Source organism: Stenotrophomonas sp. LGBM10 (genome assembly GCF_046736075.1).
In the GTDB taxonomy this organism is placed as follows: domain Bacteria; phylum Pseudomonadota; class Gammaproteobacteria; order Xanthomonadales; family Xanthomonadaceae; genus Stenotrophomonas.
The window spans coordinates 3,096,861-3,116,366 of sequence record NZ_CP177163.1 but is presented as its reverse complement, the minus strand read 5'-3'; the positions used below and the strand labels follow the sequence as shown (position 1 = coordinate 3,116,366).

20 protein-coding genes are annotated in these 19,506 nt (G+C 67.1%); 8 read left to right on the top strand and 12 right to left on the bottom strand.

The features are described from left to right. Positions 1 to 10 precede the first annotated feature (10 nt). From ACLB90_RS13370 to ACLB90_RS13340, 7 genes are all read left to right on the top strand, one after another. Positions 11 to 922: a histone deacetylase family protein gene (locus ACLB90_RS13370; protein WP_411849956.1), complete on the top strand. Its 912-nt coding sequence runs from the start codon at positions 11 to 13 to the stop codon at positions 920 to 922. A 116-nt stretch (positions 923 to 1,038) separates the two neighbouring features. Then, a complete protein-coding gene (gene lptD, locus ACLB90_RS13365; protein ID WP_411849955.1) occupies positions 1,039 to 3,486 on the top strand; it encodes an LPS-assembly protein LptD in 2,448 nt (815 codons plus the stop codon). Next, positions 3,483 to 4,829, top strand: coding sequence for a peptidylprolyl isomerase (locus ACLB90_RS13360; RefSeq protein WP_411849954.1), 1,347 nt, complete (start codon positions 3,483 to 3,485; stop codon positions 4,827 to 4,829). Before lptD ends, ACLB90_RS13360 begins: the two co-directional genes overlap by 4 nt. A gap of 3 nt (positions 4,830 to 4,832) precedes the next feature. After that, a complete protein-coding gene (pdxA, locus tag ACLB90_RS13355; RefSeq protein WP_411849953.1) occupies positions 4,833 to 5,813 on the top strand; it encodes a 4-hydroxythreonine-4-phosphate dehydrogenase PdxA in 981 nt (326 codons plus the stop codon). Then, a complete protein-coding gene (gene rsmA, locus ACLB90_RS13350; RefSeq protein WP_411849952.1) occupies positions 5,810 to 6,643 on the top strand; it encodes a 16S rRNA (adenine(1518)-N(6)/adenine(1519)-N(6))-dimethyltransferase RsmA in 834 nt (277 codons plus the stop codon). The genes pdxA and rsmA overlap by 4 nt, the downstream gene beginning before the upstream one ends. Before the next feature lie 46 nt (positions 6,644 to 6,689). After that, a complete protein-coding gene (apaG, locus tag ACLB90_RS13345; RefSeq protein WP_411849951.1) occupies positions 6,690 to 7,073 on the top strand; it encodes a Co2+/Mg2+ efflux protein ApaG in 384 nt (127 codons plus the stop codon). A 13-nt stretch (positions 7,074 to 7,086) separates the two neighbouring features. Beyond that, the gene (locus ACLB90_RS13340; protein WP_411849950.1) at positions 7,087 to 8,106 is read left to right on the top strand and encodes a symmetrical bis(5'-nucleosyl)-tetraphosphatase; all 1,020 of its coding nucleotides are present in this window, start codon (positions 7,087 to 7,089) and stop codon (positions 8,104 to 8,106) included. Positions 8,107 to 8,139: 33 nt separating this feature from the next. Here the strand turns inward: ACLB90_RS13340 and ACLB90_RS13335 are convergent, their stop codons facing one another. From ACLB90_RS13335 to ACLB90_RS13295, 9 genes are all read right to left on the bottom strand, one after another. After that, positions 8,140 to 8,631: a dihydrofolate reductase gene (locus tag ACLB90_RS13335; RefSeq protein ID WP_411849949.1), complete on the bottom strand. Its 492-nt coding sequence runs from the start codon at positions 8,629 to 8,631 to the stop codon at positions 8,140 to 8,142. A gap of 212 nt (positions 8,632 to 8,843) precedes the next feature. Continuing rightward, positions 8,844 to 9,374: a hypothetical protein gene (locus ACLB90_RS13330; RefSeq protein ID WP_411849948.1), complete on the bottom strand. Its 531-nt coding sequence runs from the start codon at positions 9,372 to 9,374 to the stop codon at positions 8,844 to 8,846. Between the two features lie 120 nt (positions 9,375 to 9,494). Then, the gene (locus ACLB90_RS13325) at positions 9,495 to 10,289 is read right to left on the bottom strand and encodes a thymidylate synthase (RefSeq protein WP_411849947.1); all 795 of its coding nucleotides are present in this window, start codon (positions 10,287 to 10,289) and stop codon (positions 9,495 to 9,497) included. Beyond that, the gene (gene lgt / locus ACLB90_RS13320; RefSeq protein ID WP_411849946.1) at positions 10,286 to 11,176 is read right to left on the bottom strand and encodes a prolipoprotein diacylglyceryl transferase; all 891 of its coding nucleotides are present in this window, start codon (positions 11,174 to 11,176) and stop codon (positions 10,286 to 10,288) included. The genes ACLB90_RS13325 and lgt overlap by 4 nt, the downstream gene beginning before the upstream one ends. A gap of 51 nt (positions 11,177 to 11,227) precedes the next feature. After that, positions 11,228 to 11,716: a TPM domain-containing protein gene (locus ACLB90_RS13315; RefSeq protein WP_411849945.1), complete on the bottom strand. Its 489-nt coding sequence runs from the start codon at positions 11,714 to 11,716 to the stop codon at positions 11,228 to 11,230. Next, entirely contained in the window at positions 11,716 to 12,603 is an 888-nt protein-coding gene (locus tag ACLB90_RS13310; protein WP_411849944.1) for a TPM domain-containing protein, read from the bottom strand. The genes ACLB90_RS13315 and ACLB90_RS13310 overlap by 1 nt, the downstream gene beginning before the upstream one ends. 4 nt (positions 12,604 to 12,607) lie before the next feature. Further along, positions 12,608 to 13,252 (bottom strand): LemA family protein, encoded by a 645-nt coding sequence (locus ACLB90_RS13305; protein WP_411849943.1) that lies wholly within the window; start codon positions 13,250 to 13,252, stop codon positions 12,608 to 12,610. Positions 13,253 to 13,352: 100 nt separating this feature from the next. Further along, positions 13,353 to 14,102 (bottom strand): TerC family protein, encoded by a 750-nt coding sequence (locus tag ACLB90_RS13300; RefSeq protein WP_411849942.1) that lies wholly within the window; start codon positions 14,100 to 14,102, stop codon positions 13,353 to 13,355. 41 nt (positions 14,103 to 14,143) lie between these two features. Then, the gene (locus ACLB90_RS13295) at positions 14,144 to 14,524 is read right to left on the bottom strand and encodes a diacylglycerol kinase (RefSeq protein WP_153164889.1); all 381 of its coding nucleotides are present in this window, start codon (positions 14,522 to 14,524) and stop codon (positions 14,144 to 14,146) included. 209 nt (positions 14,525 to 14,733) lie between these two features. On the opposite strand from ACLB90_RS13295, the gene ACLB90_RS13290 reads away from it, so the two are divergent. Beyond that, complete coding sequence (locus tag ACLB90_RS13290; protein WP_411849941.1) at positions 14,734 to 15,438, top strand: SGNH/GDSL hydrolase family protein; 705 nt, start codon at positions 14,734 to 14,736, stop codon at positions 15,436 to 15,438. Between the two features lie 1,200 nt (positions 15,439 to 16,638). Here the strand turns inward: ACLB90_RS13290 and ACLB90_RS13285 are convergent. From ACLB90_RS13285 to ACLB90_RS13275, 3 genes are all read right to left on the bottom strand, one after another. Then, entirely contained in the window at positions 16,639 to 17,910 is a 1,272-nt protein-coding gene (locus ACLB90_RS13285; RefSeq protein ID WP_411849940.1) for a sensor histidine kinase, read from the bottom strand. Positions 17,911 to 18,061: 151 nt separating this feature from the next. Continuing rightward, positions 18,062 to 18,775 carry a response regulator transcription factor gene (locus ACLB90_RS13280; protein WP_019182442.1) on the bottom strand — a complete coding sequence of 238 codons (714 nt, stop codon included), beginning with the start codon at positions 18,773 to 18,775 and terminating at the stop codon, positions 18,062 to 18,064. A 77-nt stretch (positions 18,776 to 18,852) separates the two neighbouring features. Beyond that, the gene (locus ACLB90_RS13275; RefSeq protein ID WP_411849939.1) at positions 18,853 to 19,503 is read right to left on the bottom strand and encodes an arylesterase; all 651 of its coding nucleotides are present in this window, start codon (positions 19,501 to 19,503) and stop codon (positions 18,853 to 18,855) included. Positions 19,504 to 19,506 lie beyond the last annotated feature (3 nt).

The following is a 19,506-nucleotide window of genomic DNA, read 5'->3' as shown; positions in this document are numbered from 1 at the left end:
CCCTGCCCGCATGCTGGTTTTCACCCATCCCGCCTGTCTGCAACACGATCCCGGCCCCGGCCACCCCGAATGCCCCCGGCGCCTGCAGGTGGTCCTCGATGCACTGGAAGCGGCCTTCCCGGGGCAGCTCGACTGGCGCCAGGCCCCGCCGGCCAAGCTGGGTGAGCTGGCCCGCGTCCACGACAATGAACTGATCGACCTGGTCCTGCAGGCGCAGACCGAGCCCCTGCGGCTGCTCGACATGGACACCATGACCTCGCCCGGCTCGGCCAGCGCGGCGCTGCACGCGGCCGGGGCCGGCGTCGCCGCCGTCGATGCGGTGATGCTGGGCGAGGACCCGGTGGCCTTCTGTGCGGTCCGCCCGCCGGGCCACCATGCCACCGCGACCACCGCGATGGGCTTCTGTCTGTTCAACAACATCGCCATCGCCGCCGCCTATGCACGCGATCGCTACGGGCTGGAACGCATCGCCATCGTCGATTTCGACGTCCACCACGGCAACGGCACCCAGGACATCTTCGTCGCCGATCCGGGGGTGGCCTACTACAGCACCCACCAGGCCGGGCTGTTCCCGAACTCGGGGCTGCGCCGCGACCGCGGCGCCGGCAACCTGCTCAACATCCTGCTGCCCCCGGGCAGTGGCGGCTTCCGCTTCCGCAATACCTGGGCCGACGAGATGCTGCCGGCGATCGACGATTTCCGCCCGCAGCTGCTGCTGATCTCGGCCGGCTTCGACGCGCACATGCGCGATCCGCAGGCCGACCTGATGCTGGAAACCGAGGATTTCGCCTGGATCACCGCCGAACTGCACACCCTGGCGCGCCGCCACGGCGGTGGCCGGGTGGTCTCCATGCTGGAGGGCGGTTACGACCTCCAGGCGCTGGCCGAATGCAGCGTGGCCCACGTCGGCGCGCTGCGCTGAGCCTGCGCAATCCGGGCCGGCGCTGAACCCGGCCCCCTTGTCGCCGACCGCCTTCATTGCCCCTATGCAAGGGATGGGGCAAGCTACGGTCCGTTTTCGTCCGAATCCGATACCGCGTGCGCCGAGCCCTCCGCCTGCTGCCTCTCCCCCTCAGCATCGCCATCTGCCTGCCGGCTTTGGCCGACGAAAAGCCGGTGAGCTGGGGCCTGTGCCCGGCCACTGACGTGCTGCCCGTCTTCAACGATGCTCCCAAAGCCGACAAGGCCGCGGCCGCCACGCGCGACCAGCAGCCCACCGACATCGAGGGCGACCAGCTGACCGGGACCTCGACGGTGCCGCAGTACCAGGGCAACGTCGCACTCAAGCGCGGCGACCAGTTCCTGGGCACCGACCACCTGAGCTTCGATACCGAAAGCGGCAATTACATCGCCGAGGGCAACGTCCGCTACCAGGACTCCTCGATCCGCATGGTCGCCAAGCGGGCCGAAGGCAACCAGGAAGCGGACACCCACAAGATTTCCGACATCCAGTACCAGCTGGTGTCGCGCCGCGGCAATGGCGGCGCCGAATCGATCGACCTGCAGGGCGCCGTGGGGCAGATGCACCGCTCCACCTACACCACCTGCGATCCGTCGCAGCCGGTGTGGAAGCTGTCGGCACCGCAGATCGAAGTGGACAACGACGAGGGCTTCGGCACCGCGCGCAATGCGGTCCTGCGCATCGGCAAGGTCCCGGTGCTGTGGGCGCCGTACTTCAAGTTCCCGATCGACGACCGGCGCCAGACCGGCCTGCTGTACCCGCAGCTTGGCCTGTCCGGGCGCAACGGCTTCGACTACACCCAGCCGATCTACCTGAACCTGGCGCCCAATTACGACGACACCCTGATGCCGCGCTACATGAGCAAGCGCGGTTTCATGCTCGACAACGAGTTCCGCTATCTGTACGGCGGCGGCCGTGGCGAACTGCTGACCGGCTACCTGCCCAACGACAAGCTGCGCGACAAGGACCGTGGCCGCGTCGAGTACACCGGTTACCACAACGTCAACAAGCAGTGGCAGGCCCGGGCAAGCATGGCCTGGGTCAGCGACGAACGGTACATGGAGGACTTCTCCAACAAGCTGCTCGGCGTGACCACCTCCAGCCTGCAGAGCCAGGTCGGCGTGTACGGCACCGGGGAAACCTGGTCCGCCGGGCTGATGGCCGACTACTGGCAGCTCACCGACTACACGTTGACCGAAGCGGCCCTGCCGTATTCGCGCCAGCCGCGCCTGTACGTCAACTGGGACAAGCCGCTGCTGCCGTGGCTGGAGACCGGCGTCTACGCCGAAGCCGTGCGCTTCACCCACGACGATGTCCACCAGAAGTTCGGTGCCGACCAGGAGTACGAACGCAACGGCGTGACCACCCGCATGGACGGCGGCTCGCGCATCGACCTCAAGCCGTACGTCTCCATGCCGTTCAGCGGCGCGGCCTGGTACGTCACCCCGACCCTGGCCTACCGCTACACCGCCTACGACCTGGAGCGCGGACTGGCCGACGACATCCGCCGCAGCCAGTTGACCCCGGAACAGTTGGCGGTTGCCACCCCCGAGCAGCTGCGCGGCAACACCTCGCCCAGCCGCAGCCTGCCGATCGGCACGATCGACGCCGGCCTGTTCTTCGACCGCGAGACCACCATCGGCGGCACCCGCTTCCTGCACACGCTGGAACCGCGCCTGTTCTACCTGCGTACGCCCTACCGCGACCAGAGCGACCTGCCGGTCTTCGATACCCGCGATTTCACTTTCAGCTGGGGCCAGCTGTTCCGCGACTCGCGCTACTCCGGCGCCGACCGCCAGAACGATGCCAACCAGCTGACGATGGCACTGAGCACCCGCTTCATCGATCAGGAGACCGGCAAGGAACGCTTCTCCGGCAGCATCGGCCAGATCCTGTATTTCGATGATTCGCGGGTGACCCTCAACAGCAGCGAGACCCCGGTCGAGAAGGGCAAATCGGCCTGGGTGGCCGACGGCAACTACGCCATCAACGACCGCTGGACCTTGGGCGCCACCTACCAGTGGGATCCCAAGTACAAGCGCGAAGACCTGGCCAGCGTGCGTGCGCGCTACCTGATGTCCAACGACGGCATCATCAACCTGAGCTACAGAAGCCGCCTGAATCCGCAGGCGTCGAACACCGCGACCCGCTTCGACCGCACGCTGCTGGAACAGGCCGACCTGTCCTTCCTGTACCCCATCAATGAGCGCTGGAGCCTGGTCGGCCGTTACTACTACTCGATCAAGGACAGCGCCCCGCTGGAAATCATCGGTGGCGTGCAGTGGGACAGCTGCTGCCTGGCCGTGCGTGCCGTGGCCCGCCGCTACGTGCGCAACCGCGAGGGCGAGCTGAACAACTCCTTCCAGATCGAGTTCGTGCTCAAGGGCCTGAGCTCCATCGGCCAGAACACGGACCGCACCTTGCGCCGTGCTATTCTCGGCTATTACCGCGACGACCTGTATCTCGTGCCGCCCAGCAACACCGGCGCGTCGCGGGACGACTACGATCCGAACCAGATCCCATGACCAAGACCCTTCCCGTTCTTCTCGCTTCCCTGCTGGCGGTGTCCACCGCATCGGTGCCGTTGCAGGTCCTGGCCCAGCAGAGCCAGCCGCTGGATCGAATCGCTGCCGTGGTCGACGAAGATGTCGTGCTGCAGAGCGAACTGGACCGTGCGATCCAGAACATCAAGGCCCAGTACGCCGGCCGTGAGGCCCAGCTGCCGCCGGATGACGTGCTCAGCCGCCAGGTGCTGGAACGACTGGTCCTGGTCAAGCTGCAGGTCGCCCGCGCCGAAAGCAGCGGCATCAAGATCAGCGACCAGGAACTGAACCAGGCCCTGAACGCGATCGCCCAGCAGAACGGCTCCAACCTGGATGCCCTGCGCCAGCGCCTGGCCAAGGACGGTATTGATTTCAACGACTTCCGTGCCTCGGTGCGCGATGAAATCACCGTGCAGCGCCTGCGCCAGAGCTTCGCCCAGAGCCGTATCAGCGTCAGCGAGGGCGAAGTGGATGCCGCGCTGAAGCAGCAGGCCACGGTCGGTACCCAGTACCACCTGGCCCACATCCTGATCGGCCTGCCCGAAGGCGCCAATGCCGACCAGATCGCCACCGGCCAGAAGAAGGCCGACGGCGTGAAGGCGTTGCTGGACAAGGGCGAGCTGGACTTCAACGCCGCCGCCGTGCGCTATTCCGACAGCCCCAACGCGCTGGAAGGCGGCGACCTGGGCTGGCGTACGCTGGATGAAATCCCCAATGCGTTCGCGCAGATGATGGGCCAGATGAAGGCCGGCGACGTGATCGGCCCGCTGCGCGGCCCGAGCGGCTTCCAGCTGCTGAAGCTGGTGGAAGTGCGCGACGCCAATGCAACGGCCGGTACCGGCAACACCGTTACCGAGTACCACGCCCGCCACATCCTGGTGCGCGTGAACGACCAGCAGGACAACGCCGCGGCCAAGGCCAAGATCGAGACGCTGCGTGCCCGCATCACGGGTGGCGCAGACTTCCAGGCCGTGGCCAAGGAAGCCTCCGAAGACAACAACAGCAAGGGCCAGGGCGGCGATCTGGGCTGGTTCCCGGCCGATGCCTTCGGCCCGGACTTCGGTCGCCAGGTTGAAAGCGTCGCCGATGGCGGCGTGAGCCAGGCCTTCCGTACCGACGCCGGCTGGCACATCGTGCAGCGTGTGGCGACCCGCCAGACCGATGCCACCAACGACAACCAGCGTGCGCAGGTCCGTGAAACGATCGGCCGTCGCAAGCTGGAGGAAGAGTACAACCGCTTCCTGCAGGAACTGCGCGGCGAAGCCTACGTCAGCTTCCGCAGCGGCGACCGGGCGGAAAACACCGCCACCCCGCCGCAGTCCTGATCGATGATCCCGCAGCTCGCGCTGGTACCGGGCGAGCCGGCCGGGATCGGTCCGGAACTCTGCCTCCGCCTCATCCAGCAGCCGCGCACTGATTGCCGGCTGCTCGCCTTCGCCGACCCGGACACCCTGCGGGCGGCGGCAGCGGCACTTTCGCTGCCCCTGCAGCTGCTGCCTGAAGACGCCATCGCCCGCCAGCCGGGCGATCTGCCGTTGTGCGAGGTGCGCAACACCGCCCCGTCGCGCTTCGGCGCACCGGAACCGGCCAATGCCGGTGCGGTGATCGGTGCCCTGCTCCAGGCCGGCCAGGCCTGCCTGGACGGCCGCCTGGACGGCGTGGTCACCGGCCCGGTACACAAGGCGGTGATCAACCAGGGCGGCATCGCCTACAGCGGCACCACCGAACTGCTGGCCGACCAGGCCGGGGTGGAGGTGGTGATGATGCTGGCCAACGACATCGTGCGCGTGGCCCTGGCCACCACCCACCTGCCCCTGCGCGCGGTCGCCGATGCGATCACCGCCGAGGGGCTGGCGCGCACCCTGCACACCGTACACGCCGCCCTGCGCCGCGAGTTCAGCATCGCCGCGCCGCGTATCGCCGTGCTCGGGCTGAACCCGCACGCCGGCGAGGACGGGCACCTCGGCCGCGAGGAGCTGGACCTGATCATCCCGCTGCTGGACCAGCTGCGGGCGCAGGGCATGGACCTGATTGGTCCGTTGCCGGCCGACACCGCGTTCCTGCCGGCCAAGCTGGCCGGATTCGACACCGTGCTGGCCATGTACCACGACCAGGGGCTGCCGGTGCTCAAGTACAGCGGCTTCGAACAGGCCGTCAACATCACCCTGGGCCTGCCCTATCCGCGCGTGGCGGTCGATCACGGCACCGCGCTGGACCTGGCCGGCCGGGGCATCGCCGATCCCTCCAGCCTGCTTGCCGCCACGTCCCTGTGTGCCCGGCTGGCGCGCCAACGTAAACTGGTGCCATGACTTCCCCGTATTCCCCCTCCGCCGCCGGGTTCACCGCGCCGGCCAAAAAGCAGCTCGGCCAGCACTTCCTGGCCGATCGCAGCTACATCGACAAGATCGTGCTGGCCGTGAACCCCAAGGACGACGACCGCCTGGTCGAGATCGGCCCGGGCCAGGGCGCGATCACGTTGCCGCTGCTGCGTCGCCACCCGCGCCTGACCGTGATCGAGTTCGACCGCGACCTGATCGCCCCGCTCACCGCGGCCGCCGCGCCGCTCGGCGAGCTGACCATCGTGCACCGCGACGTGCTGCAGGTGGACTTCACCGAACTGGCCGACGGCGGGCAGATCCGCCTGGTCGGCAACCTGCCGTACAACATCTCCTCGCCGATCCTGTTCCATGCGATGGAGCACGCGGCGGTGATCCGCGACATGCACTTCATGCTGCAGAAGGAAGTGGTGGACCGCATGGCCGCCGAACCGGGCAGCAAGGTGTATGGCCGGCTCAGCGTGATGCTGCAGGCCTGGTGCAGGGTGACCTCGCTGTTCGTGGTGCCGCCGGGTGCGTTCCGGCCGCCGCCGAAAGTGGATTCGGCCGTGGTGCGGCTGGTGCCGCGCGATCCCGCCACGGTCGGCATCCTCGATCGCAAGCGCTTCGCCGACGTGGTCCGGGCCGCCTTCGGGCAGCGCCGCAAGACCCTGCGCAACGCGCTCAGCAACGTGGTCAGTGCCGCACAGTTCGAGGCCGCCGGCGTGCGCAGCGATGCGCGTGCCGAACAGCTGGAGGTGGCGCAGTTCATCGCGCTGGCCAACGTTCCGCACCTCGACGGCGACGACGCGCCCCAGGGTTGAGCGCTGCGCTCACCTCAACCTGCACAACACCCTCTAAACTGCCTGCATGAACGACGCTGCAAACTATGCGATCTCGGTCGAGGTCGCTCCGCGCTTTCTCGACGACCAGTCCACGCCGGAGGACGGGCGCTATGCGTTCGCCTACACGATCCGCATCCACAACCAGGGCCGCATCGCCGCCCGGCTGGTGGCGCGGCACTGGCGCATCACTGACGCCAACGGCCGCATCGAGCATGTGGACGGCGATGGCGTGATCGGCGAGCAGCCGCGCCTGCGCCCGGGTGAAGACTTCCGTTACACCTCCGGTGTCATGCTGGAAACTGAACACGGCACGATGCAGGGGCACTACGACATGGTGGCCGACGACGGCACCGAGTTCGCCGCACCGATCGCGCCGTTCGTATTGACCGTTCCGCGCACATTGCACTGATGGAGGCGCGCGCATGAGTGTCTGGGCCATCGGCGACCTGCAGGGCTGCTACGACGTTACCCAGCGGCTGCTGGAAAAAATCCGCTTCGATCCGGCGGTGGACACGCTGTGGTTCTGCGGCGACCTGGTCAACCGCGGCGGCCAGTCGCTGGAAACGCTGCGGCTGGTGCATTCGCTGCGCGACAGCAGCGTGGTGGTGCTTGGCAACCACGACCTGTCGCTGCTGGCCGTGGGCGCGCGTACCGAAGAAGAACAACGCAAGGTCAACCCGGACCTGCTGCGCATCGTGCAGGCCGAGGACCGCGATGTCCTGCTGGACTGGCTGCGCCTGCAGAAGCTGGCCCATGTGGACCGCGAACTGGGCTGGATGATGATCCACGCCGGGCTGGCGCCGAAGTGGACCACCCAGCTGGCCGAGAAGCACGCCCGCGAAGTGGAGGTGCAGCTGCACGGCAGCGGCTACCGCAAGCTGTTCCGCAACATGTACGGCGACAAGCCGGCGTGGTCGCCGGGACTGTCCGGTTACGACCGCTCGCGCGCCATCATCAACCTGTTCACGCGCATGCGTTACTGCACGCCGCGCGGCCGCATCGGCATCGAGGACAAGGGCACCCCGGGTACCCAGGAGCAGGGGCTGTATCCCTGGTTCGAAGTCCCCGGCCGGGTCGAGCGCGACCTGAAGATCGTGTGCGGCCATTGGTCGGCCCTGGGCCTGACCATCACCCAGGGCGTGCATGCCATCGACACCGGTGCGGTGTGGGGCGGCAAGCTGACCGCGCTGCAGCTGGATACCGACGAGCTGCGCGTGGTCCAGGTCCCGGGCCGCGACGTGCCCAAGCCCGTGTCCACGCCACGCCCGCCGGCACGCCGGCCGGCCGCGGAAGACGCATCCGCGGGACGGCCTGCCCGCCAGGGCGCCCCCGGGCAGCGGGACCGCAACCGCGGCACTGGCCGACCCGCGCCGCAGGCACAGGCGCCGGCACACGCACAGGTCCACACGCAGAACGCCGACGTCACCAGCGACAGCGAGTGAGGCCACGGCCGGTCATCGCGACCGGCCCGTGCATCAGCGACGGCGGTAATCCACGAAATCGAATGACACCGCGTGCCGCGCATCGGCCGGGTGGTGCTCGCGCGCCACTTCGACCCACTGCAGCGGGTCGATCAACGGGAAATGGGTATCGGCGGCAACGGTCGTGTCCACCCAGGTCAGGTGCAGGTCGGTGGCCTGCGCCATGACCAGCGCATAGATCTGGCCGCCGCCGATCACGCACAGCTCGGCGGCCCCATCGGCGGCCGCCAGCGCCACGGCCTGCGCAACGGTTGCCACGGCCTGCATCCCTTCGAACGGCACCTGGCCATTGCGGGTGAGCACCAGGTTGCGTCGGCCCGGCAATGCGCGGCCCAGCGATTCGGCAGTGCGCCGGCCCATCAGGATCGGCTTGCCCACGGTCAGCGCCTTGAAGCGCTTGAGGTCGTCGGGCAACTGCCACGGCAACTGGTTGTCGTGGCCGATGCCGTGCTGGCGGTCGAGGGCGGCAATCAGGGACAGCTTCATGGCAGGTCGAATCCGGGCGCGGCGGCGCACAGTATACGAAGGTACATAACCACACCGCGTAGAGCCGGCCTCTGGTCGGCTGCTTCACCCCCCAGGTAGAGCCGACCTCTGGTCGGCTGCCCCACCCCCCCCGGTAGAGCCGACCTCTGGTCGGCTGCCTCAGGACGGATCCATCGGTAACGAAACAGAGAGCAGCCGACCAACGGTCGGCTCTACCGGCCGGCGCAGCGCGCGCGCTCGGCGCGGATCGCGGCGAGCTGGCGGTCGAAGCCGGCGACGTAGTCCGCGTCTTCCTCGCGGCGCGCCTGCAGCAGTTCAATGCGCCCATCGATGGCGTCGGACAGGGCCGGGTTGTCGAGCATCGCCGCCCCCAGTTCGAGCGGGGGTACATGGCCGATACGGCCGTTGAGCGTGCGCAGCTGGTCCAGCGAAAACGCCGACGCCACCACCTGCTCGACCTGGGCCTGATGCCCGCCTTCCTGCATGGCCGGACGCAACGGCGCGATGTACTCCGCCGCGATCGGCGCCAGTGCCGCCTCGGCGTCGCGCCGGCAGGCCCCGGGCAGGCCGTCGGGCTCGTCCTCGGTGAAGTTCTCCAGGATCGACGCCTCGATGTCGTCCAGCAGGGCGCCGGTGTAGACCCCCAGCACGTCGCGATTGAGCCGCTGCGCCAGCGACAGCGCTTCCTCGCCCGGCCCGGCCAGCGCAGGCACTGCCAGCGCGCCGCATACGAGGGCCGCCACGGCCCGCCACCTCCGATGTGTCACCTGCATCCTTGACCGTCCATGTCCATCTCCAGGACCGGCCACCCTACACCAGCCCGCGCGCCCGGGGCGAGCCTCAGGCTGTGCCCCCGGCACCGCTCAGACCGCGACCGGCGCCTTGATTGCCGGGTGCGGATCGTAGCCGTCGATGCGGATGTCGTCGAACTGGAAGCCGAACAGGTCGGTGACCTGCGGGTTCAACCACAGCGTGGGCAGCGCGCGCGGCGTGCGCGCCAGCTGTTCGCGGGCCTGCTCGATGTGGTTGGAGTACAGGTGCGCATCGCCCAGCGTGTGGACGAAATCGCCCACACCGAGCCCGGTGGCCTGGGCGACCATGTGCGTAAGCAGCGCGTAGCTGGCGATGTTGAACGGCACGCCGAGGAAGATGTCGCCGCTGCGCTGGTACAGCTGGCAGCTGAGCTTGCCGTCGATCACGTAGAACTGGAACAGGTTGTGGCACGGCATCAGCGCCATCTGCGACAGTTCACCCACGTTCCAGGCGCTTACCACCAGCCGCCGCGAATCCGGGTTGCGCTTGATCTCGTCCACCAGCCACTGCATCTGGTCGATCGAACCGCCGTCGGCGGTGGCCCAGCTGCGCCACTGCTTGCCGTACACCGGGCCGAGGTCGCCGTTCGCATCGGCCCACTCGTCCCAGATCCGCACCTGGTTGTCCTTGAGATAGCCGATGTTGGTATCGCCCTTCAGGAACCACAGCAGCTCGTGGATGATCGAGCGCAGGTGCAGCTTCTTGGTGGTGACCAGCGGGAAGCCATCGGCCAGGTTGAAGCGCATCTGCCAGCCGAACACGCTGCGCGTGCCGGTACCGGTGCGGTCGGATTTCTCCGCACCGTGCTCCAGCACGTGCTGCAGCAGGTCCAGATACGGCTTCATGCCTTCGCTCCCGCCGGCGCCGCCGGCAGCTGCGGCTGCAGGACCGGCGCGCGGCGCGACAGCACCAGCAGCACCAGGCCGAACACCACCAGCGGCAGGCTCAGCAGCTGGCCACGGGTGAACCAGTCGAAGGCGAGGTACACGCCGTTGTCCGGCATGCGCACGAACTCCACCGCAAACCGGAAGATGCCATACATCAGCGCGAACAGACCGGCGATCACGTAGCGATGGCGCGGCTTGGCCGACACCGCCCACAGCACCACGAACATCACCAGGCCTTCCAGCAGGGCTTCATACAACTGCGACGGATGGCGGGCGTACTGATTGAGCGCGCCGGTGGCGAACTGCGCCTTGAGGGTGGCGGCATCGAGCGCGTTCAACGGCGCCGGCAGACCGCTGGGGAACACCACGCCCCAGGTCCCGTCGGTGTACTTGCCCCACAGTTCGGCGCCGATGAAGTTGCCGATGCGGCCGAAGCCCAGGCCCAGCGGCACCAGCGGCGCCATGAAATCGATGGTGTCGAACAGGTGCAGGCGATGCTTGCGCGACCACCACCAGGCAGCGAACAGCACGCCCAGCAGGCCGCCGTGGAAGCTCATGCCGCCATCCCACACCTTGAACAGCAGCAGCGGGTTGTGCAGGAAGTCGCCCAGCGCATAGAACAGCATGTAGCCCACGCGCCCGCCCACCACCACGCCGAGCATGGCGTAGAACAGCAGGTCGGAGAAGCCGTCGGCATTCACCCCCGGCAGGCGCCCGGCCGCGATCCGGCGACGCCCCAGCCACCAGGCCGCCATGAAGCCGAGCAGGTACATGATGCCGTACCAGTGCACTTTGACCGGCCCAAGCGAGATGGCGATGGGGTCGATGTCGTGGAAATAGATCATGGGCGATGCCTTGCAGGTAAGCGGCTATTCTCGGGGTACGGCCGCGCTACCTCAACCGAGCAGTTGGGGGGTGTTGGGCAGACCGTCATCCTTGGACCCGGTGCCGGGCGGATAGTGCCCGGCCAGCAGGTCGGACACCTCGTTGATGGCCTGCAACACCGCGTCCTGCAGGTCGCCCTGGCGCAGACGTTCCTGCATGTGCGCGCAGATCGCCTGCCACTGGGCCTGACCGATCCGCCCGCGCAGGCCACGGTCGGCCACCACTTCGATCGCGTGGTCGGCCAGCAGCAGGTACACCAGCACGCCGTTGTTGTGTTCGGTATCCCAGGTACGCAGCTGGGCGAAGGCCTCCTCGGCGCGCTGGCGCGGGCTGACCCGGTGCCACAGGGCCGCCAGCGGCAGGTCTGCTTCCACCGCGAACATCACCTGGCCGCCGTGGCGTTGCTCACCGGCCGCGATGGCATCGGTGATCGCCTGCAGACGGGCCGGCGGAAAGGCACGCCGTACCGACGGCGAGAAAAGGTGTCGCCACCAGCGCATCACCAGCCTCCCGAGGCGCCACCGCCTCCCGAACGTCCACCGCCACCGCCCCAGCCGCCACCGCCACCGAAGCCGCCTCCGCCGCCCCAGCCACCACCGCCGAAGCCACCGCCCCCGCCCCAGCCACCACTGCGGGCGAAGCGGCCGACCTTGCCCGAGGACAGGCCGATGAACAGTGCGATCAGGCCGGCCAGGCCGCTGGCCAGCCACAGCGAGGTGAACAGGAACGCGGCCACGGCTGCCCCGCCGCCGCCCACCAGCCCGCGCAACGGACGCGGCAGCCAGCCCAGCAGGGCGCGCAGGACACTGCCGACGAAGAAGCCGATCACCAGCGCGAAGGTCCAGCCGTCGCTGTCGGGATTGCGGGTGGCGCGGTGGTCGCTGACCGGTGCCGGCAGTTCCTCGCCGTCGATCAGCGTGACCAGTGCGCCGGTCGCCGCCGACAGACCGCCGGCGTAGTCGCCGGTCCGGAACTGCGGGGCGAGGTATTCCTGGATCACGCGGTTGGCGATGGCATCGGGAATGGCGCCCTCCAAGCCGTAGCCGGGCTCGATGCGCACGCGGCGGTCATCCTTGGCCACCACCAGCAGCACGCCGTCGTCCACGCCCTTGCGGCCGATCTGCCACTGCTCGAACACGCGCTGGGTGTACTGCTCGATCGACTCGGGCTGGGTGCTGGGCACCATCAGGATCTGCAGCTGGCTGCCCTTGCGCTGCTGCAGCGCCAGCGCCTGGGCTTCCAGCGCCTGCGTCTGCGCGGCATCCAGGGTACCGGTGGTGTCCACCACCGGCGAGGTCAGCGGCGGGATCGCCGCCTGCTGGGCCCACGCCGCCGGTGCCAGGCACAGGGCGAGCAGCAGCAGGCAGCGCAGCAGGCGCGCGGTCACGGGCTCAGTGCGCCGGCTGCGGGGTCTGCGGCGCGGGGGCCGGCGCCGGGGCCGGAGCAGGCGCCTGCGAGCCGAACTTGACCGCCGGCGGCTGGGAAATCTGCGCCTCGTTGTCCACGGTGAAGTTCGGCTTGGTCGCATAGCCGAAGATCTTGGCGGTGATCACCTGCGGGAACTGGCGGATGAAGGTGTTGTAGTCCTGCACCATCTGGATGTAGCGGCCGCGCGCCACCGTGATGCGGTTTTCGGTGCCTTCCAGCTGCGCCTGCAGATCGCGGAAGCCCTGGTCGGACTTCAGGTTCGGGTAGTTCTCGGTGACCACCAGCAGCCGCGACAGCGCGCCGCTGAGTTCACCCTGCGCCTGCTGGAACTGCTTGAGCGAGGCGGCATCGTCGGCGTTGACGTTGACCTGGCCCACGCGGGCGCGGGCATTGGTGACATCGGTAAGGACCTGGCGCTCCTGGTTGGCATAGCCTTCCACGGTCTGCACCAGGTTGGGGATCAGGTCGGCGCGGCGCTTGTACTGGTTGAGCACTTCGGCCCAGCCGGCCTTGACCTGCTCATCCTTCTGCTGGATGGCGTTGTAGCCGCAGCCGGACAGCAGGGAGGCCAGCACGGCCAGGAACAGCAGTCGGGAGAACGATCGCATGGCCGGCTCCGGATCTCGATGACGGGAGTCCGGAGCATGCCACGAACGCGGTCGGCGCGGCGTGTTCAGCCAATGGCGACACGGCAGACCGACCGGGCCCTCACCACTGGCCGGCGCCCGGCACGTTGTGGGCCACGGCGCGGCGGCGCATCAGCAGGTTCAGCCATTCCACCAGCACCGAGAAGCCCATCGCGGCGTAGATGTAGGGCTTGGGCACGTGCACTTCCAGGCCGTCCAGGATCAGCACCGCACCGATCAGCAGGATGAAGGCCAGGGCCAGCATCTTCACGGTGGGATTGGCGTCGATGAAGCGGCCCAGCGGGTTGGCCGCCAGCAGCATCACGGCCACCGAGAGCAGGATCGCGGCAACCATCACCGGCACGTGCTCGGCGATGCCGACGGCGGTGATGACCGAATCCAGCGAGAACACGATGTCAATGATGGCGATCTGCGCGATCACCATGCCGAACACGGCCGAGGCCTTGGTCGTGGTGGGATCCTCGTCTTCGCCGCCGGTGATGAGTTCGCGGATTTCCATGCCGCCCTTGATGATCAGGAACAGGCCGCCCACGATCAGGACCAGGTCGCGGATGGAGATGCCCATGCCGGCCACGGTGAACAGGTTGGCCTGCATGTGCGCCAGGTAGGCCAGCGAGACCAGCAGCAGGATGCGGGTGATGCAGGCCACCGCGATGCCGAGCTTGCGCGCGAACGGGCGGCGCGCTTCCGGCAGCTTGCTCACGGCGATCGAGATGAACACCAGGTTGTCGATGCCGAGCACGATTTCCAGCGCGCTCAGGGTCAGCAGGGTCAACCAGACATTGGGGTCGGACAACAACTCAAGGAACATGGACTTCCATCCTTACAGGGGGGATGACGCGCGCAGACGCGTCAGAAAAAGTGCGGTACCAGGATCAGGCCCCAGCACACCAGGACATTCATCATCAGCACGAAGACCGCGGCCGACCCCATGTCCTTGGCGCGCCCGGCCAGCTCGTGGAACTCGCTGCCGTAACGTTCGATCACCGCTTCGATGGCCGAATTGGCCAGTTCCATCGCCAGCACCAGCAGCATCGAGCCGATCATCAGCGCGCGCTCGACCGGGGTCTGCCCCAGCCACAGCGCCAGCGGTGCCAGCACGACCAGCAGGTAGACCTCCAGGCGGAACGAGGACTCATGCAGCCACGCCGCCCGCAGCCCCTGCCAGGACCACACCGCGGCCTTGAAGATGCGACGGGGACCGCGTGGCATGTGCCCCATTTCGTCAGCCACGGCGGCGGGCTCCGCTGCGCGGGGTGGGCCGGAACGACGGAAACAGCACACGGCAGGCAGTCATGGGCATCGCTGAATGGGCAGGCAATCCGTCATTTTGCCACAAGCCCGTTGCCGGCACGGACGCAGGCCCCTGAATGGCCCGATGGGGCACCACCGAAACCCGGGGCAGCTTTTATGATGAACGCCACGCCTGAATGGAGTTACCGATGACGCACCGCCGCCCCCTGCTGCTCGCCCTGGCCCTGGCCTGTGCCCTGCCCGCGCTGGCCCGCAGCCCCGTCCCGCCGGCCGCGCCGCAGATCCCCGCGCAGGTCTCGAACGTGGCCTGGGCCGGTGACATGGACCAGTTCGCCGCGGCCGACCGGGTCAATCCGCCGCCGCGCGGCGGGATCGAGTTCATCGGCAGCTCCTCGATCCGCATGTGGGACACCCTGGCCAGCGACTTCCCGGGCCAGAAGGTGTTCAACCGGGGCTTCGGCGGGTCCGAAGTGCGCGACAGCACCTGGTACGCCGGCCGGATCGTTACGCCCTATGCGCCCTGCAAGGTGTTCTTCTACGCCGGCGACAACGACCTCAACAGCGGCCGCAGCCCGGCCCAGGTGCGCGACGACGTGGTGGCGTTCGTGCAGCGCGTGCACCGCGACCTGCCGAAGACGACGGTGGAGGTGATTTCGATCAAGCCCAGCCCGTCGCGCGCGCAGCTGCTGCCGGCCGTGGTGGAGGCCAATGGGCTGATCCAGCAGGCGTTGGCGACGCTGCCCAACACCGGCTACACGGACATCTACACGCCGATGCTCGGCGCCGACGGCCAGCCGCGCGCGGCGCTGTTCCGCGAGGACATGCTGCACATGACCCCGGACGGCTATGCGATCTGGCGCGAGGCATTGGCGCCGAAGGTGGTTTGCAAATGACGGGGCACGGAACGCTAACAACATCAATGTTCTGACCGATCAACAACGCGCCAAAAATCAACACTGGCGCTCCGCATGCCCCCCCCAGGGAACCCACACCCTTCAAAAACCAGAACGCCAACCTACAGAGACCACGAGATATAACTAATTGCTAATATGGGAGCATGTAGCCCAAGACGCCCTCATTAATGGCATTACCCCATCCCTCGCAGTTCGAAAATGCACTATCAAAATGATCGGACCTCCCCTGAAAATCCTGACGACAGCGATACAGAGGGACAGTATTTCCATACTGATGTAAATATACGTAACCAATAATTCTCCGACTATTAGGCCTTGACTGCCCCTCGCAGCCCTCATCAAGCGATGTAAAGAAGTTCCAGGGCTTGGGTGATTTAACTATGCATTGATATAGGGGGACTCCACCATCAAATGGATGGTAAGCGATGATGCCAAGATTGGCATGTAAACCACCCTCAGGCCAATCTCCCCCGCCCTGATAGACCGAATTCTCACTAAACAGATCCCCCCCTGCCCCCCCAATCTTTCGACGCTCCATAATTGTCTTCATGACGCCTGGAAAAGGAGCACCGCCCCCCTGTACCCGTAGAGTACCGCCCGCAGCGCTTACACTGGATGAGGCGGCATATACACCAGGCGCAACAATCAACATAGCTGCAGAAGTTACAGCAAACAAAATTGCTTTCACGGACAACCTCCAAGGATATTGAGTGAACTGTAAAACACCAATCGCGAACCACTAAACTCGCACGACGAGCCTACCGCCTACAGCCATTGAGTTACTGAGCACCAATCTGCATTATTCCGCCCCATAGAAAATTTGCATGAACTGCCGAGTCGAGAATGACCACCGACTCATCCAAGCGCTGCTGGCAAACCAGAGCACTCAGTTGTCAAAACAGATCTTCTGAATTGATCTCGCGCGGATCTCACCCTGCATCCAGTTCACATGACCGTAGCGCGCGCATTTTTATAGCGGCAAGAGAAAGGTTCAGGCGCCAGATTTAGGCTCGCGCCGATCGATGAGTGGGCACCCACTTAACTCTCGGCTTCTAGACATATCGTCGGCTAGCTACGCGACACCTGCCAAGGTCAAGCGTGTGTGAACTAGCGGAGTGATGTTGTGCGCTCAGGCAAACCGGAAGCGTGCCGACCAATGGTCGACACCCACCGGAGCTCTCAGCGGAACACGATCGTCGCCTGGGTGCCGACGCCGGGTTCGCTGGTCAGGGTGATCTTCCAGCCGAACCGGTCACACAGGCGACGCACGATCGACAGACCCAGCCCCGTGCCCTGCGGGCGGGTCGGATCGGCGCGGTAGAACGGCTCGAACGCGCGGGCCAGGGCATCGGCCGACATGCCGATGCCGGTATCGCGCACCACCACGCGGTCCTGTGCCACGTCCACCTCGATGCTGCCTTCGTCGGTGTAGCTGCAGGCGTTGCGCAGCAGATTGCTGACCACCACCTGCAGTACCCGCGGCGGCGCGTGCAGGTGCACCGGGCCGGCACTGTGCATGTGGATCTCCACCGGCCGCCCGGCCAGCAGTTCGCGTGCGTTGTCCACCTCGTAGCGCACGATGTCGTTGACGTCGAACAGCTCCACCTGCGGCTCCACGTCCGCTTCGCGCGCCAGGATCAGGAACGCGTCGATCACCGCTTCCATGTCGCGCCCCGCGCGCTGGATGCGCTGCAGGCCCCGGCGCAGGCGCGGTGTCATCTCCGCATCGCCCAGGGCCATGTCGCTGGCCACGCGGATCACGGTGAGCGGCGTGCGCAGTTCGTGGCTGGCATCGCGGGTGAAGTTGCGCTCGCGCGCCACGTGCGCGCTGACCCGCGTGGCCAGCGAATGCAGCGCGGCGGCCAACTGCCGGGTCTCGCCCTGCATGTCCGCCGGCAGCTTGTCCGCCGCCAGATCGGCCGCCTCGGGATGGCCCGGGTCCCAGCGCGACACCCGCCGCGCCAGCCAGTTCACCGGCGACACCAGGCGTTTGGAGGCGCGGTAGGTGATCCAGGAGGCCCCATATACGGCCAGCAGCGTGAGCAGCACCGGCACGATGCCGAACCAGAACGCCAGCATCTCCGCACGCGAACGCAGGAACACCAGGTACAGCTGGCCCTCCTCGCGCGCATCCACCAGCACCAACTGGTCGTCGTCCTTCAGCTCGTGGAAGCCGGGCCCCAGCGTGCGCAGGTTGGCCGGCAGGCTCAGGCTCGATTGTCCGGCCTCCAGCAGGTAACCGCGGATGTTCTGCGTGTTCGGCGGCGGCTGGGCCGGCGAAGCGTCATGCAGCTGCCAGAAATAGGCGGCCTCCTCGCGCAGCGCGCTGCTGACCAGGCTGTGCTTGATCACCAGCGACACCAGCCACGCGCCCAGCAGGATGCCCAGGCTGGCCAGCACGGCTTGGAGGATGAAGACGATACGTATCTTGCGCGGCAGACCGTGCGGCATTACGGGGTCCAGGGCGGTTCGCCGCGATTATAGGAAAGCGCGCCGTGATTCCATCGTGCAAAGAACCGGAACGACCGGGCGGGTGCCAGGTCGTCGCAGGTCCCGGGGCCCCGGGGGGCCCACTCGGTCATACCCGCATCACGCGCTGCGCTCAGCTCATCGGCTGGGCGATATCGGCAATGCGGTAGCCCGCGCTCTGCACCGTGTGCAGCAGCGGGCGGTCGAACGGCTTGTCGATGATCTTGCGCAGGTTGTACAGATGGCTGCGCAGGGTGTCCGAGTCCGGCAGGCCATTGCCCCAGATCTCGCGCTCGATTTCCTGGCGCGTCACCACACGGGGCGATTCGCGCATCAGGATCGTGAGCAGACGCAGGCCGATCGGCGACAGCTGCAGCTCGGTGCCCGCACGCGTGGCACGCATGCTGACCGGATCGAGCACCAGGTCGGCGACCTTCAGCACTTCCGAGCCCACCTGGCGACGCTCGCGGCGGATCAGGGCGCGCAGACGCGCTTCCAGTTCCTGGATGGCGAAGGGCTTGGTCAGGTAATCGTCGGCGCCGAAGCCCAGGCCGGTCAGCTTGTCATCGAGCGTATCGCGCGCGGTGAGCATCAGGACCGGGGTGGACTTGCGGGCGTCGTTGCGCAGCCGGCGGCAGACTTCGATGCCGTCCAGGCGCGGCAGCATCAGGTCCAGCACGACCACGTCGTAGCTGTTTTCCGCTGCCAGGCGATAGCCGTCCAGCCCGTCCTGGGCGTAGTCGACCTCAAAGCCGCGGCCTTCCAGGTATTCACCGATCATCTCGGAGATGTTGCGGTTGTCTTCGACCACCAGCACCAGGCCGGAGGTTTCCTTTGTCTGACGCATGAGAGTCCCTCTTTCTTCAGCTTTGTGAAACATGCCGCATGGGCAGTGGACGCCGTGTGAAGCCGGTCACGACACAATCAGAGCAGGGGTCTCAGCAGGGGCCAGACGTTGTCCAGCACCCGTGGTTGCGCGGCGGCGGTGGGATGCAGGCCGTCGGCCTGCATCGATCCGGGCTGCAGCGCCACCCCTTCCAGCAGGAACGGCAGGAGCGCGACCTTGTGCTCCCGCGCCAGATCGGCATAGACCTGCTTGAGCCGCTGGCGGTAGGCCGGGCCGTAGTTGGGCGGCACGTCGATGCCCAGCAGCAGCACCTTGGCCCCCGCCGCCTGGCTGGCCAGGATCATCTTTTCCAGGTTGCCGCGCAGCTGGGCGGGGGTCAGCCCGCGCAGGGCATCGTTGCCGCCCAGTTCGATCACCACCACCGAGGGCCGGTGCTTCTGCAGCAGGCCCGGCAGCCGGGTCAGCGCACCGGAGGAGGTTTCGCCGCTGATGCTGGCATTGATGATCGCCGGCGGCGGCTTGATCTGCTGGTTGACCCGCTGCTGAAGCAGGTTCACCCAGCCCGAGGCCGCCGGGATATTGTGGGCGGCACTGAGGCTGTCCCCGACCACCAGCACCGCGTGGCGGGGTTCCGGACCTTTGGCACACGCCAGCAGCGGCCACCACAGCAATGCTGCCAGCACCACGATCCACCCGGCCTGATGCCGCTTCCATTTCGCTCGGTACATTGG